The following is a 15721-nucleotide window of genomic DNA, read 5'->3' as shown; positions in this document are numbered from 1 at the left end:
CATGCAGGTAGACACACTTATTATAGGCCAGGGGTTATGTGGTAGTTTTTTAAGTTGGAACTTACTAAATGAGGGCCAGCGGGTTATGGTAGTGGATACAGCAAAGCTATACACAGCAACCAAAGTAGCCAGTGGTGTTATCAATCCGGTTACCGGAAGAAGAATTGTCAGAACCTGGGAAATAGAAACCTTTATGCCCTTTGCGGTAAATGCTTATCAGGAAATGGGAAAGGAATTATCCGTTGAATTGATTCGCCAATGTAATGTGCTTGATTTTCATAGTACGCCTGAAAATAAAATCGCCTTTTCCGAAAGACTAAAAACCGAAACAGAATATTTATCGGAAGTAGATGAAAAAAACTGGAATTCCTTTTTTCATCTTCAGTTTGGCATTGGTGAAATACATCCCTGCTGGTTGATTCAACTGAATGATCTGCTGGAAGGGTGGAGAAAGAAGCTTATTTCAGCAAACGCTTTGATAGAAAGCAAATTCAACTTCCATGACTGTATGGTTAAGGATGAAATCATCCATTGGAAAGATATATCAGCTGACCGTATCATTTTTTGTGATGGTAATGCAGGAACAACCAACCCCTGGTTTCAACTCCTGCCCTTTGCTCCCAATAAAGGAGAAGCCATTATTGCCTCCATACCCGATTTGCCTAGAAACCATATCTACAAGCAAAGCCTTAGCCTGGTTCCCTGGAAAGAAGATTTGTTCTGGATAGGCTCTACCTATGAATGGAAATACGATCATCCCAATCCAACACCTGCCTTCAGGGAAAAAGTGGAGTTCCAATTAAAAAACTGGCTCAAGTTACCCTATCAGATTGTGGATCATATGGCATCAGAAAGACCTGCCAATATTGAGCGGAGACCTTTTGTGGGGTTCCACCCCATTCAAAAAAATATTGGCATACTCAATGGGATGGGAACCAAGGGTTGTAGTCTGGCCCCCTATTTTGCACATCAGTTTGCACAGCATATTATCAATAACCAACCCATTCACACATTGGCCAGCATCGATCGTTTCAAGAATATTTTAAGTCGATAATTGCTTACAAAAAATTAATATTGTGCCACAAAAGAATTTGAATGGAGCAGCCCCCTTCGGTACATGATGACAGATACGATATTCCGCTGAAATACCGGAAGATGGAAAATCTCCATATTGTATTTTGGCTATTCAAAGATGTGGCCTGGTGTCTTGGACTCAGATGGCTGGGCACTTCAATGATTCTCCCCACTTTACTGATTTCTATTATTATTGCCTACAGAACCCGTCAGTACATGTCCGAATTATGCCATAACCTGGCGATAACGGTGTGGATTTCTGCCAACTCTTACTGGATGGTCAGCGAATTTTTTGGATTTGACCATATTGAAATCTGGAACGGATATACCTATAAGCATATAGCACTGATTCCTTTCACCCTCGGAATTTTAATACTGGGATATTTTTATTTAGTTTGGAAACCGATGCAAAAGAGTAAATCTGCCTATTAAATAAACAGGCCCCATTCGTCTTCAAAGCTATCTTTCTGAAAAGTACTTACCCATTGTTTATAGAGTTCTCTGAACTTATACAAGGCTTCTTCAATTACCTGTTTATGAGCTTCGTCTGCCCACCCCATCAAAACGGCAAAACCAATCTGCTCCATCATTTGCTTTGCATTGGTTCTAATAACGGAAGCATTCTCCATTTTCAAAACATATAAATCCATGCTGATGGCGCCAATAATTTTAGGCGCAACAATCATTACGTTTTCATAGATCAATGCCTTGGTAGAAGCAGGATGCGTTTCTTCTCCATCATCTGCTAAATTTTCTGCAAAAGCAACAACCAAACCAAACACTTCTCTCCATTGATTATACATGGCTTTGGCGATAGCCCTGGCCGGCCCTCTGCGCCACTCTTCTGCTGCATCATCGGGTCCCACTTTGTAGCGGCTTTCATCCCACTCTGGCAAAAAATTTAGGTCATTCAAATTCATAGAATGAAGTTAATTCATTTCAGCTTTTAAAAAGCGGGCAGTATGACTGGTTTTATGTTGCAGCATTTTCTCTGGAGTTCCTTCAAATAAAATCTGACCACCTCCGTCTCCTCCTTCTGGTCCCAGATCTATTATATAGTCGGCCATTTTAACTACATCCAAATTGTGTTCAATTACCAATACTGTATTACCCCTGTCTACCAATTTATTCAACACATCCAGCAAATGACTGATATCCTGAAAATGCAATCCGGTAGTAGGCTCATCCAGAATATAAAATGTTTTACCAGTGTCTTTTTTCCCAAGTTCTGTTGCCAGCTTTACTCGCTGTGCTTCTCCCCCACTAAGGGTTGTAGCAGACTGGCCCAAAGTAATATAGCCCAATCCTACTTCCTGCAATACTTTAATCTTTCTGTACAAATAAGGAACAGGCTGAAAGAATTCGCAGGCTTCATCCACCGTCATGTTCAGCACATCACTGATGGATTTTCCCTTGTAACGGATTTCCAATGTTTCCCGATTGTATCTTTTGCCATTGCATTTCTCACAGTTTACATATACATCTGGCAGAAAATTCATTTCAATCACTTTCATTCCCCCGCCTTCACAAATTTCACATCTACCGCCCTTAACATTAAAGGAAAAACGACCCGCTGCATAACCCCTAATTTTAGCTTCGGGTACAGCAGCAAACAAAGTTCTGATTTCTGTAAAGAATCCACAATACGTAGCAGGGTTACTTCTTGGTGTTCTACCAATGGGTGACTGATCAATTTCAATCACTTTGTCAATATGCTCCAATCCTTTCACAGAATGAAAAGGCATGGGCGTTACTTTGCTATTGTAACAATGCTTGGCCAAAATTGGATACAGTGTTTCATTAATCAAGGTACTCTTACCACTGCCACTTACCCCACTCACCACAATTAAATTACCCAGTGGCAAACGAACAGAAACATTTTTTAAATTATTTCCGGAAGCCTTATTCAATTCCAGAAATTTACCACTACCAGCCCTTCTTTCTGCGGGCACCTGAATGCGTTTTTGTCCATTCAAATACTGAGCAGTATCTGCTCCGGATTCCAACACTTGTTGCGGTGTTCCTTCAGCTACAATGGTTCCGCCATATTTACCCGCACGAGGACCAATATCCACCAGATAATCCGCTGCCAGCATAATATCTTTATCGTGCTCTACGACCAATACACTGTTCCCTATATCACGAAGATTTTTCAAGGCCTGAATCAACTGATGATTGTCGCGCTGATGCAAACCAATAGAAGGTTCATCCAGTATATAAGTAATCCCCTGCAACTGAGATCCAATCTGGGTAGCCAGCCTAATTCGCTGTGACTCACCACCACTAAGGGTTCTGGAAGAACGACTCAAGGAGAGATAAGTTAGTCCAACATCCAACAGGAATTGTAATCGCTCCCTGATTTCTTTTAAAATATCTTTAGCAATCACATTTTGTTTCTTGTTCAGCCGATCTTCCAGATTGGTAAACCACTGCTGTAGTTTATCCAAATTCAAAGCACTGAGTTCTGCAATATTTTTATTATCTATCTTAAACCAGAGACTTTCTTTTCTTAATCTGTCTCCGTTACAGGTAGTACATACTTTTAATTCCATGTATTGTTCTACCCACTCCCTCATACCATCCGATTTTACACCGGCAAACCAGCGCTTCAGCATTGGGATGATTCCTTCAAACTCACCGGCATAAGGATCTGCACTCATCCCATCTGTTTCTTCAGGATCAACCATTAAACTATTTCCATCCGGATTGCCATACAACAGAATATTTAATCCCGCAACCGGCAAATCCTTCACCGGCTTATCCAGATTGATTTTATTTTTCTTTGCCAGCTGCTCTACATTGCGGAACATGTAAGCATCTCTTTGCACACCCAATGGAGCAATACCTCCCTCTTTAATACTCAGATTCGGATCTGGAATTACTGCAGATAAATCAATGGAATACATATGCCCTAATCCTTTACAGGTTGGGCAGGCACCATAAGGAGAGTTAAAGGAAAATGAATTCGGAGAAGGTTCTTCATAAGAAATGCCCGTGTCTTCGCACATTAATTGCTTTGCATATTGCACCGTCTTATTAGTATCATTCAACAATAAGAACATCAGGTCCTTTCCCATTTTCAAAGTCTGCTGCACACTCTGGCTAACCCGCACTTTTAAATCATCGGTAACCTGTAAACGATCAATCACCACTTCAATATCGTGAATCTTATAACGGTCAACCTGCAGCTTGGGTGTTAAATCAATAATTTCTCCATCTACCCTCACTTTCAAAAAACCTTTCTTTCTAATATCTTCAAAGAGCTCTCTGTAATGCCCCTTTCTTCCTCTAATCAGGGGTGCCAGCAAACTCACTTTCTTGTTTTTATACTTTGTATAAATATTCTCAACAATTTCTTCTTCACTAAACTTGACCATTTTTTTACCGGTCTCATAACTGTATGCTTCACCAATCCGTGCATAAAGCAAACGAAGAAAATCGTACACTTCAGTTACAGTACCAACCGTAGAACGCGGATTTTTGTTTGTGGTTTTCTGTTCAATCGAAATTACCGGAGACAATCCAGTGATTTTATCAACGTCAGGTCTCTCCATGTCACCCATGAACTGTCTGGCATAAGCACCAAAGCTTTCCATGTACCTGCGCTGACCTTCATTATAAATAGTATCAAAAGCCAATGAAGATTTTCCACTGCCACTCACCCCTGTAAAAACAACTAATTTATTTTTAGGAATAGCAATGTCAATATTTTTCAAATTGTGTTCACGGGCGCCCATTACCTGAATAAAGTCGTTATCGTTCGCAGGTATTGATGCAGTAGGAATTGATTTCTTTGCCATAATAGAGATTAAAGATACAAACAAGGATGCCGCTTCAAAGTTTGGTTACTGAAAAAAGAAAATCAGCAATACCCAAAAAAACAATACATGACTAAATGAAAAATCAGCGAAAATTAAATAATCTACCAATTTTATAGACTTTTAATTTGGTGAATTAACATCGCTGATGTACATTTGCACCAGTTCTTTCATAATCTTATCCAGAAAGGCGGAGGGTTTTGGCCCTGTGAAGCCTTGGCAACCCATATTACTTTAACTCAGTAGTATGAAGGTGCCAATTCCATCCTGATAAAGCAATGCTTTAACGGGAAAGATAAGTCAGAGTCAAGCTTTTATTATTACCGCAAGGAAATTTATATATGCCCATCTGATTTTATCAGGTGGGTTTTTTTTTGGCCTATTAGCCATGGGAAGCCACCTAGAGATTGAAGAGAACGATATTTTTTAATTCAAAAAAATCGTCACATGCTCAATGCAACCCAACTCATTCATGCCATTCCGGTAGATCCGCTTACCGGGGCCATTTCTGTACCCATTTACCAAACCAGCACTTTTGTACAGGAGTCTCCGGGAGTGAACAAAGGCTATGATTACTCAAGATCTAATAATCCAACAAGAGCTGCATTGGAATCGCTCATTGCAGAACTGGAAGGAGGCTCAACCGGTTTGGCTTTTGCAAGTGGACTGGCCGCCATTGATACAGTAGTTAAACTATTAAAAAGCGGAGATGAAATTCTGGCCGTTGATGATATTTATGGAGGTGCGTACCGATTATTTACGGCTGTCTATGAACAATATGGTATCAAAGTAAACTTTGTTGATACCAGCGATCTTGAAAAAGTATCTGCTGCAATTACAGTTAGAACAAAACTAATTTGGCTGGAAACACCGACCAATCCAACTTTAAAAATTTCGGATATTGCTGCTATTGCAAAAATAGCCAAAGCCAATAGCTGCCTGCTTTGCGTAGACAATACTTTCGCCACTCCTGTTTTGCAACAACCCCTGTTATTGGGCGCTGATCTTGTAATTCATAGTGCAACTAAATATCTAGGTGGTCATAGTGATTTAATCGCTGGCATTTTGGTAGCAAAAGAGGAAACGGTGGGAGCCAGACTGAAGTTTTTTCAGAATGCCTGCGGAGCCGTACTGGCACCCTTTGATAGCTGGCTGGTGATCAGAGGAATTGAAACCCTGCATTTGCGCATGAAACATCATAGCAGAACTGCATTGAAAGTGGCGCAATACCTGGCTACTCACCCTGCAGTGGCTCATGTAAATTACCCCGGGCTGACCACACATCCCAATCATGCACTAGCTATTCAGCAGGGAAAAACAGGGGGAGGTATTATATCCTTTTCATTGGTAAATGATACCAATGAAGCTGCTATTGCCGTAACAAGTAATACCCAATTGTTCAAGCTGGCAGAAAGTCTCGGAGGCATTAAAAGCCTGATTTCACATCCAGCCAATATGACGCACAAATCTATTCCTGCAGAAAAAAGAAGAGCAGCAGGTGTTAATGATAGCTTAATCAGACTATCTATTGGGCTGGAAGAAGCAGAAGACCTGATTGAAGATTTAAAAAAAACATTCATAAGTAGCAAAATCGAAAATTAAAATGGAAACACACAAGCAGTTAACAATCGGATTATTCGGATTTGGTGTAGTAGGAGAAGGATTGTACAAAGTATTACAACAGACCCCCTCATTAAAAGCCAGTATTAAAAAAGTCTGTATCAAGAATGCAGATAAAAAAAGAAATGCGCCGGCAACATTATTTACTTCGGATAAGAATGAATTATTACAAGATCCTGAAATCAATGTAATAGTAGAAGTGATTGACGATTCGGTTGCGGCATTCGATATTGTATCCACCGCATTAAAAAATGGTAAATCAGTAGTGAGTGCGAGCAAAAAAATGATTGCAGATAATTTGCCTGCACTACTGGCATTGCAAAAAGAAACAGGACTTCCCTTTTTGTATGAAGCAGCCGCCTGCGCTTCTATTCCAGTTATCAGAAATCTTGAAGAGTACTATGACAACGATTTATTACACTCAATCAAAGCCATCGTAAACGGATCTACCAATTTTATCTTAACTAAAATGTTTGAGGAAAAACTGGATTTTTCCGCAGCATTGTTGCTGGCCCAGCAATTGGGTTTTGCAGAAAGCAATCCCAAACTGGATGTGGAAGGATATGATGCATTGAACAAATGGACTATTCTGCTGAACCACGCATATGGCGTAGTGACTGCCCCATCAGAAATTTTGTTCACAGGAATTCAAAATATTCAGGGCTCTGATGCACTTGTAGCAAGAGAAAAAAATCTTGATATCAAACTGATTGGACAAGCTAAAAAATTAAAAAATGGAAAAGTGGCCGCATTTGTACTACCGCAATTTGTACCAGTACAAGACCCGCTTTCCTTTGTAAAAAATGAGTACAATGGAGTTGTTATTGAATCTGGATTTGCAGATAAACAATTCTTTTATGGAAAAGGGGCTGGTAGTTTTCCTACCGCTTCTGCTGTATTAAGTGATATTGCTGCATTACGCTATAACTACTGTTACGAATACAAGAAACTCTACCATCACAAACCACATGAGTTAACCAACGATTATTATTTAAAAGTGTATGTTAGCTTCGACGACCTTAAATATATTCCCAAAGAAGAATTTGAGTGGATTGAAGAATGGCATGCTCAGGCCGAAAGAAAATACCTGATTGGGGTATTGCATTGTAGTAAACTCATTAACCAGCAATGGTGGAAACAAAACAATACTTCATTAATTCTGGCACATGATGGCATCATTGATGATATTGATGTAGTAAACCTGAAAAAGAAAAGCCTGGAACTGGCAGGCGTTATTTAAAATAGCTACTTGTGTTTGGGTGGAACCCCGTTCTGTGGGGCGGGGTTCCTTTTATCTTCAGCCCCTATCTTTGCATAAAACCCAAAGATTGACAAAGCTTAATACCAACGCATATAAAACAGCCAGTATCCTAAGTATTGTATTAGGGACCCTATTGCTTCTATTTAGTTATCTGGGTGGTAAAGATGAGCTGTTCCTTTTATTGAATGGAAATTTGGGCAGCATCGCCGATTATTTTTTTGCAGCATTTACCTATGCAGGTGATGGCATACTCTGGGTTCCGGTAGGTCTTTATTTTATTTTCTATAAACGGAAGTGGCTTCCTCTGGTTTTAAGTGCCATTCTATTTTCAACCCTTTTTGTGCAGGTAGGTAAAAAAGTCATTTACCCCAACGAAGCAAGGCCAACTGCCGCTATTGAAGCAACGGCAGCTAATCCTATCCATACAGTAAAAGGTGTAACCGTTCACACCAGTAATAGCTTCCCCTCAGGACATACTACTACGGCATTCAGTTTATTCCTGCTGGGAACACTGGCAATCCCCTATCGCTATTTCTGGATTCCAGGCATAGTAATGGCCACATTAGCGGGATACTCAAGAGTGTACCTGGCACAGCATTTTCCACTGGATGTTGGTGCAGGCATATTCTGCGCGGTGATTTCCATGAGGCTTTCCCTACTCATTCAGCAATGGGCATATTCCAGAAAAAAATCAGCTTAATCCCAACGCCATTCACCGGCAATTTGCAAAGCTTCTTTCAGGTTATTTTTAATCATAAAATCACGAACTTCCAGATCGGTAAATCTTTTAGCTTTTAACTCTTTTGAATCCGCTACACCATAAAGCAACATGGCACCATAACGAACAGTATTTCTAAGCCCCTTATCATCCACCAATTTAAAATCATCGCAATCAGCATGGTAACAAGGGCCTGCATTATTTGGCAATCTACCTCCTGCACCTCCGCCCGTTGGAATTCCCTGCAGCATGAAAGGCTGGTGATCACTGTGTAAACCAGCACCATTATTGAACAAGTTTTTATAACTGGTATCAAAACTCTGGGCAATGGCCCCAATTCCTTCAAACAATTCCTTACTTTCTATGATAGTAGTAGAAAAACCCTTGGGGTCATTCGTCATATCATAATTCAGCATATACCTAATCTGGTTGATGCTTTTATTCTTCATGGCCTGATCTACATATGCCCTAGAACCCAGCAACCCTTGCTCCTCTCCCATGAACATTACAAATTCAACAGTCCTTTCTGGCTGCAGTTTCAGTGCCTGAAATGTACGAGCCATATCCATCACGGCAAAAGATCCAATTCCGTTGTCAATGGCGCCGGTAGCCAAATCCCAGCTGTCCAGGTGACCACCAATAATTACTTTTTCATTGGGCTGAGTTTTACCTTTTATAGTAGCAATTACATTTCGGGCTTTAATTAATCCAGACTGATTGGTCATATCAATAGAAGCATAATGCGTTGTCTTCTTCATCTCCTCTTTTAACTTCATGCCATCTTCTTTCCCAATACATACCGCAGGATCCGGTATCAACTTACCCGTAACAGAAGCTGTACCAGTAAGTAGAATACCCCCATTGGCAGTATTGATGATGATGATACCCTTTGCTCCGTATTTGGTAGACAAAGCTGTTTTCTCAGAACGATGCAAATTCTTCAAGCCCGATTTGGAACCAGGTAAAATTCCCAGATAAACCACAGCAATTTTCCCTGTTGCCTTTCCAGGATTACTGGTATAATCTTCTTCCAGACCATTTCCCATATCAACCAATTCCAGTTGTACATTGGCTTTTACAGGAGCATGCGCCAGAGAAACAGCTTTCACTGCCTGCAGGTTATTTTTATCTGAACCAATCTTAACTGTTAAGCTACCCCTGCTCCAGCTTTCCACTTCAAAGGGTTGATATTTTACATCTTTGAATCCATAAGACTTCAATAAATTATACGCAAACTCTTCCGCCTTCTTTCCATTTTCCGATCCCGTTAATCGATGACCGATGGTCTCGGTTGCAGTTTTTAAACTACTATAGGCTTTTGAATGCTGATCTACTTCAGCATTAATTTTAGAAAACACTGTTGTCCATTCAGGTTTTACCTGCGCGCTTGCAGCAGTTGTAATTAACCCTGCTAAAAAAAGACTTGAGAAGAATTTCATTTAGAATAAATTGTAGTTAGGTTACTATTTTGCTTTTCAAGTTACTTATTCCAGTTTAATCTTGCAGATTTTAATGTTTGAGCATCTGTTCCAATAAAAATGTCAAAGTCGCCAGACTCCCAATCAAACTTTAGATCATAATTATAAAACTTTAAGTCTTCAGGAGTAATAGTGAAACTAACTTTTTTAGATTCACCCGGGGCTAAACTTACTTTCTGAAAACCCTTTAACTCAAGTACAGGCCTGGTGCTGGACCCAACCAAATCTCGTATATATAGCTGAACCGTTTCTTTACCTTGATATAAGCCAGAATTGGTTAACATAACACTGGCAGTAACTGTTTGATTTCCCTTTGCCTTTGTGGTACTTAATTCCACATTTCCATAACTGAAATTAGTATAGCTCAGTCCGTATCCAAATGGATATAAGGGCTCATTACTAACATCTAAATAATTGCTCTGAAATTTTTGAAACCAGGGCCCTCTCAAAGGCCTGCCGGTATTCTTGTGATTGTAAAATAATGGAACCTGACCTACATGCTGTGGAAAAGTAGCCGTTAGTTTTCCCGAAGGATTAACATCTCCGAATAATACATCAGCAATAGCATAAGGTCCTTCAGAACCAGGGAACCAGACATTTAAAATTGCCGGAATATTTTCATTTTCCCAGTTTAGGGTTAAAGGTCTTCCCGTGAATAAAACCAAAACAACTGGCTTACCAGTTTTTAAAAGGGCTTTTATTAAATTTTTTTGTACAGATGGTATATCAATTTGAGCACGACTGCTGGCTTCACCAGTCATTTCAGCACTTTCTCCGCCAGCTACAACAATAACGTCTGATTTAGCCGCAGCTTCCAGCGCTTCATTTAACAGTTGCTCATCCGTTCTATTGTCACGCTTTAATGATTTTCCGAACATACCTGCGCGCTCCTCAAATTTAGCATCTTCATGTAAATTAGATCCCTTAGCATAATGAATGGCAACCTTATCGCCAATGGTCTCTCTAAATGCCTGCAACAATGATGTGGCTTTACTCAGATTTGCGGCAACACTCCAGGTACCTCCCATATTTTCTTTATTGTCGGCCAAAGGTCCAATCAATGCAATTGATCCTGACTTTTTTAAAGGAAGCGTTTTATTGGCATTTTTCAATAAAACAAAACTCTGAGCTGCAATAGATCTGGCTTCTTTTCTATTGGTTTCAGAAAATATTTCTGTCTTTGCACGGTTTTCATTTATGTACCTAAACGGATCATCAAATAAACCCAGTTTATATTTGGCTTCCAATACTTTTCTACAAGCTTCATTGATTCTGGCAATCGAAACTTTTTTATCTTTTACAGACTCCCCCAAAGTGGTTAAAAATCCTTCCCCAACCATATCCATGTCTAATCCGGCATTCATAGACAAGGCTGAAACTGTTTTAAGATCTCCTACTCCATGTGCAATCATTTCGTTAACCCCTGTATAATCCGAAACCAACAATCCTTTAAAACCCCATTGTTTCTTCAACACATCGGTCAATAACCATTTGTTGCCATGTGCAGGCAATCCGTCAATTTCATTAAAGGAAGCCATTACAGATCCTACACCTGCTTCAACAGCAGCTTTATAGGGTAGCATATACTCGTTGAACATTCTAACCCTGCTCATATCGGTTGTTCCGTAATCCCGACCCGCTTCTGAAGCACCATACAATGCATAGTGTTTTACACAGGAAAGCAATGTATTATTTTTAGACAAATCATCTCCCTGGTATCCTTTAACCATTGCTTTTGCAATTTGCGCTCCCAAAAAAGCATCTTCCCCATTACCTTCAGAAATTCTGCCCCATCTGGGATCTCTAGATACATCCACCATCGGAGAAAAAGTCCAATTGATACCATCCGCAGTGGCTTCATTAGCTGCAATTCTGGCTGATCTTTCTATTAGATGCATATCCCAGGTGGCACTCATTCCCAAAGGAATGGGAAATAAGGTTTCATAGCCATGAATAACATCCATTCCAAACATTAAGGGAATTTTGAGTCTGCTTTTTTCTACAGCCAGTTTTTGCACTTCTTTAATCTTGGCAACAGATTTAATATTAAACAGCCCACCTACTTTCCCAGCTACAATTTTTTTAGCAATATCAGAGCTTTCAGCTGACCCGGTAACGATATCACCTGAACTTGGCAAGTTGAGTTGTCCCAGCTTTTCTTCTAGTGTCATTTTTGCCATTAACTGATTAATAAATAGATCCATCTTTGAATGCTGCGCATATAAAGTATTAACACATAAAAATGCAAAAGCTAAAACCAGGCGCTTAATAAAACTTTTCATTAGTCTACTTTTAAAATTTTAGATTTAACAGAAACTCCATTTTCGTTGATTGATTCAATGGTATAATAATAGGTTTTTTTAAGATCCATCCCTTTAAACCAATACTCATTGGTATCATGAACCATAATACAATTATACAATTGATCGGGATGGGTACCATAATAAATATTGTAAGCATATGCATTATCAACGGGAGACCATTTTATCCAGGCACTTCGTTTATCCTTCTCGGTTCGCAGAACCATAAACTGTTTTACGGAATCTGGAAGCTGACCATTTCCATTTCCAAAAACCCTTAACCCGCTTAAGGCAAACTTACCACTAGCCATATGTACATTTTCAATCTTTATGAATCTGGTAGAAATTGGTTTTTCAAGTTCAATGTAATCATGAGGAACATCTGTTTGATTATTGCTTTTATCTTTCAGCAGTGTCCACTTTTTACCATCCATTGAAGAATAAAGTTTATACTGATGAAATAAATTGGTTCTCTTACCTAATATATCAGCATCCTGATCAGCATAATTAATTTGAATAGCATGAACGGTAGATATGGAACCCAAATCGGACTGGAACCACTCACCACTATTACCGGTTGATGCACTCCAATAAGTTTTCATTTGTTCATCTACTGCCAGATTGGGTGTATGTCCACCCAATGAAGAGGAAGCCATTACTGGTTTTTGATAATTCAGCAACATCCATCCGGTAAAAGCAGGATTTAATTCGCGAGGTTGTATTTCTGTTTTCCTAAAGGCAGGTAAATAATGCGGATAATCGCCAAATGCAGTGCTGGTCCACATCATATCCTGAGCATCAAAACCAGCAGGCCATATTCCAATTCTTCGTTCAAAATTATTTTTAACTGACAACATGATGGTACTCACATGCCAATATCGGTTGTAAATATCTGAGAATGTTGCACCATGTCCTGCACCTCTTGCAAAACCACCTAGCTTCATACTCAATGGATCCGACTGTTCTGTAAAATATCCAAGTGGGCTGTCTGCCACTGCTACTCCATCTGCATATCCGCTGAACTCTGTACCGGGTGCCCCATATTGTAAATAATACTTGTTCTTGTATTTAGTTATCCATGCACCTTCCATAAAAGGATCCAGGAATGTGTTATCCATATGTTCCCCAAATCTTTGCCATCCATATCTCCAGGCTTTTAAAGAATGAATTTCTTTTCTGGTTCCAATTGGTTGAAATGTTTTCCTATTTAACTCTATCCCATATAATGGATATACATTACTACTGCCGTTGTACATATAGAATCGTCCATCATCATCGGTAAAAAATGCAGGATCCCATCCACCAATTTCAAAAGAATCTACCAATGGTTTCCAATCATTCGCCTTAGGATTTGTACTCATCCACAAAGTAAATTTACTGGTATAGGTTGAGCCAAATACAAGCATTGTGTCGCCCACTATACCAACTGCTGGTGCGCATAATTCATCGTACCCTTCATTCCAGGGTCGTAGAAATTTTCTGGAAACGAAATTCCAGTTCAACATATCATTACTCCACCAATAGCCCCACTGGTTGGTACTAAACAGATAGTAATCATTCTTATAATTAACGATTACAGGATCTGCTGTTGCGCGATGTCTTCCCCACTCAGAAAAATTGGGGATAGGCGTAAAGCCGTAATCGATATTTATAGGATTGCAATAGGTCTTTTGCTGAGCCAATACATTTTTACCTGAAAAACAGGCAAGGAAAAAAAATAAGATCGCAATAAGATTTCTCACCATTATTCAATTTCATTTATTATAAATAGGGGGCAGTAAAGCCTAATTTTTTCAAACCGTTTTTAATTTCCGGGCAAGCCGTAAATAGTTTCCAAATTAATCCTGATCGATAATTCTCAATCATAATAATAGAAGGACCCTGATCAATAGCTAAGGTAGAAGTAGAAAACCACAAATCCTGTAATTTAAAAGCATCGACAAAACCGTATTCTGTCCACAACTTATCGCCTAGCTTATAATAAAAAAATTTCAAGGCCTGCATACTTTCCTTAGGTGTAAACGGGAATGCTGACAAAGCGGCTGTAGGTGCTATTACACCCAGATCATTCGTAGGTGAACTGGCGGAATAACCATTGGGTATATCCGAAGCGCTTAATCCCCAACAGTTCTGGCTATAACCCCAATACATTTTGGGATTGTTAATACAATAATTATAATTGATTAAACTATGGTTCACCACTTGTTCCTGATAATCAGCAAAGGGGTCAGAAAGTCCACGGGGATCAATCCCAAGAAAACTGTATTGAGATAAAAATAAAGGACCTCCCAGCTCCGGACCAAGTGGCAATTTGTAATTATAATAAACTGCATTGTTCTTCATTGAACCATTTCTGGCAAAACCATTCAGATAGGTCTCACGTGGAATTGCATTGGTATTGGAAGAGGCAGCAAGCACATAGGTTATGAGACATTCATTCCAACCTGATATTTTCAGATTCAAATCCCATTGATAATCTGGACTCCAGTGCCAATATAAAGTTTGCTGATTGTTCTGGCGGAACCAATTCCAGTCTACTGCATCCCAGATTAAATTAATATTGTTTCGAAGAGTGGATTCTTCTGTATTTAAACCTGAAAAATACATTCTTGCGCTTAAGAGTCCTGCAATTAGAAAAGAAGTTTCAACAAGGTCTGCTCCATTATCTTTTATACTAAACGGAACAACATCTCCGGTAATCCCGTTTAACCAATGAGGAAAAGCACCATGAAAACGTTTTGCTTTATTTTGAAGAAAAGATACAATGGTCTTCATTCTTGCGAGACCCTCTGAACGTGAAATGAAATTTCGCTCAACAGCCACTACCAATGCCATAATACCAAAACCCGTCCCCCCCGATGTAACAATATCACCTGAAGTATTTCTTTCCCTTGCCATTCCTGATATTGGATGACCAAAATTCCAGAAATAATTAAATGTTGCTTTTTGAGCAGTGTCTAGTAAAGCTGCTTCTGTAAGAACAGGAAATTTATCAGTAGAATCCATAGTGGTGATAAAACCCATTGAAACTGGTATAGAAAGCGTCTGTTTACTTTCAGATTGCAAACTATTATCTATAGAAAGAATATACTTAGTTAAATAAGCCAGCGATGCCTGAGCAACAATGGAAACTGCACTATCATTTTGAAGAAAACTGTAGTTAAGCTTTACCGATTCATTACCATTCTTCAGTAATACTATGGCATTGGCAGCAATTGTTCTGTTTATTTTCTTATTAAACCGTAATACAATATTCGGTGTTGTATTCACATCATAACTGATAAGGTCTTTTGAAAAACTCTCGCCATTTATACTACTGCCTGCTAAAAGAAATGGCGTATTATTTACCACCTCATTTGATTGGTTACTTGCAGCTTTTTTACAAGATGTAAAAAATGCAACACTACAAAAAAGACCAATAAAATTAAATAAGAAAAATCTCATTATTCCAG

The 15721-nt window shown here is 39.2% G+C and carries 11 protein-coding genes and 1 riboswitch; of the genes, 5 read left to right on the top strand and 6 right to left on the bottom strand.

Annotated elements, in window-relative coordinates; genetic code table 11:
* Position 1 precedes the first annotated feature (1 nt).
* Positions 2 to 1054 carry an NAD(P)/FAD-dependent oxidoreductase gene (locus tag F777_RS0106580; protein WP_026751343.1) on the top strand — a complete coding sequence of 351 codons (1053 nt, stop codon included), beginning with the start codon at positions 2 to 4 and terminating at the stop codon, positions 1052 to 1054.
* A gap of 41 nt (positions 1055 to 1095) precedes the next feature.
* Positions 1096 to 1506: a hypothetical protein gene (locus tag F777_RS0106575; protein WP_235785895.1), complete on the top strand. Its 411-nt coding sequence runs from the start codon at positions 1096 to 1098 to the stop codon at positions 1504 to 1506.
* On the opposite strand, the gene F777_RS17210 is transcribed toward F777_RS0106575, so the two are convergent.
* The gene (locus F777_RS17210) at positions 1503 to 1994 is read right to left on the bottom strand and encodes a hypothetical protein (RefSeq protein ID WP_051408482.1); all 492 of its coding nucleotides are present in this window, start codon (positions 1992 to 1994) and stop codon (positions 1503 to 1505) included. The two genes, F777_RS0106575 and F777_RS17210, sit on opposite strands and share 4 nt — an antisense overlap.
* Positions 1995 to 2003: 9 nt before the next feature.
* On the bottom strand, positions 2004 to 4874 hold the full coding sequence (gene uvrA, locus F777_RS0106565) for an excinuclease ABC subunit UvrA (RefSeq protein WP_026751341.1): 2871 nt from the start codon (positions 4872 to 4874) through the stop codon (positions 2004 to 2006).
* Between the two features lie 193 nt (positions 4875 to 5067).
* Positions 5068 to 5194, top strand: a riboswitch (SAM riboswitch).
* Positions 5195 to 5339: 145 nt separating this feature from the next.
* Between uvrA and F777_RS0106560 the strand changes: the two genes are divergently transcribed.
* From F777_RS0106560 to F777_RS17205, 3 genes are all read left to right on the top strand, one after another.
* The gene (locus tag F777_RS0106560; RefSeq protein ID WP_026751340.1) at positions 5340 to 6494 is read left to right on the top strand and encodes a trans-sulfuration enzyme family protein; all 1155 of its coding nucleotides are present in this window, start codon (positions 5340 to 5342) and stop codon (positions 6492 to 6494) included.
* Between the two features lies 1 nt (position 6495).
* Positions 6496 to 7752, top strand: coding sequence for a homoserine dehydrogenase (locus F777_RS0106555; RefSeq protein WP_026751339.1), 1257 nt, complete (start codon positions 6496 to 6498; stop codon positions 7750 to 7752).
* Between the two features lie 88 nt (positions 7753 to 7840).
* Positions 7841 to 8473: a phosphatase PAP2 family protein gene (locus F777_RS17205; protein ID WP_051408481.1), complete on the top strand. Its 633-nt coding sequence runs from the start codon at positions 7841 to 7843 to the stop codon at positions 8471 to 8473.
* Here F777_RS17205 and F777_RS0106545 read toward each other — a convergent pair.
* Genes F777_RS0106545 through F777_RS0106530 form a run of 4 tightly spaced genes read right to left on the bottom strand, consistent with a single transcriptional unit; the run spans position 8470 to position 15713 of the window.
* Complete coding sequence (locus F777_RS0106545; protein WP_026751338.1) at positions 8470 to 9930, bottom strand: M28 family peptidase; 1461 nt, start codon at positions 9928 to 9930, stop codon at positions 8470 to 8472. The two genes, F777_RS17205 and F777_RS0106545, sit on opposite strands and share 4 nt — an antisense overlap.
* Before the next feature lie 41 nt (positions 9931 to 9971).
* A complete protein-coding gene (gene bglX, locus F777_RS0106540; RefSeq protein ID WP_026751337.1) occupies positions 9972 to 12251 on the bottom strand; it encodes a beta-glucosidase BglX in 2280 nt (759 codons plus the stop codon).
* Positions 12251 to 14014 carry a discoidin domain-containing protein gene (locus F777_RS0106535; protein WP_152530876.1) on the bottom strand — a complete coding sequence of 588 codons (1764 nt, stop codon included), beginning with the start codon at positions 14012 to 14014 and terminating at the stop codon, positions 12251 to 12253. Before F777_RS0106535 ends, bglX begins: the two co-directional genes overlap by 1 nt.
* Positions 14015 to 14030: 16 nt before the next feature.
* A complete protein-coding gene (locus tag F777_RS0106530; protein WP_026751335.1) occupies positions 14031 to 15713 on the bottom strand; it encodes a glucoamylase family protein in 1683 nt (560 codons plus the stop codon).
* Between the last annotated feature and the right edge of the window lie 8 nt (positions 15714 to 15721).

It is taken from the genome of Sediminibacterium sp. C3 (assembly GCF_000508085.1).
Taxonomy (GTDB): Bacteria; Bacteroidota; Bacteroidia; order Chitinophagales; family Chitinophagaceae; genus Sediminibacterium.
This window is presented reverse-complemented; position numbering and strand designations above follow the sequence as displayed.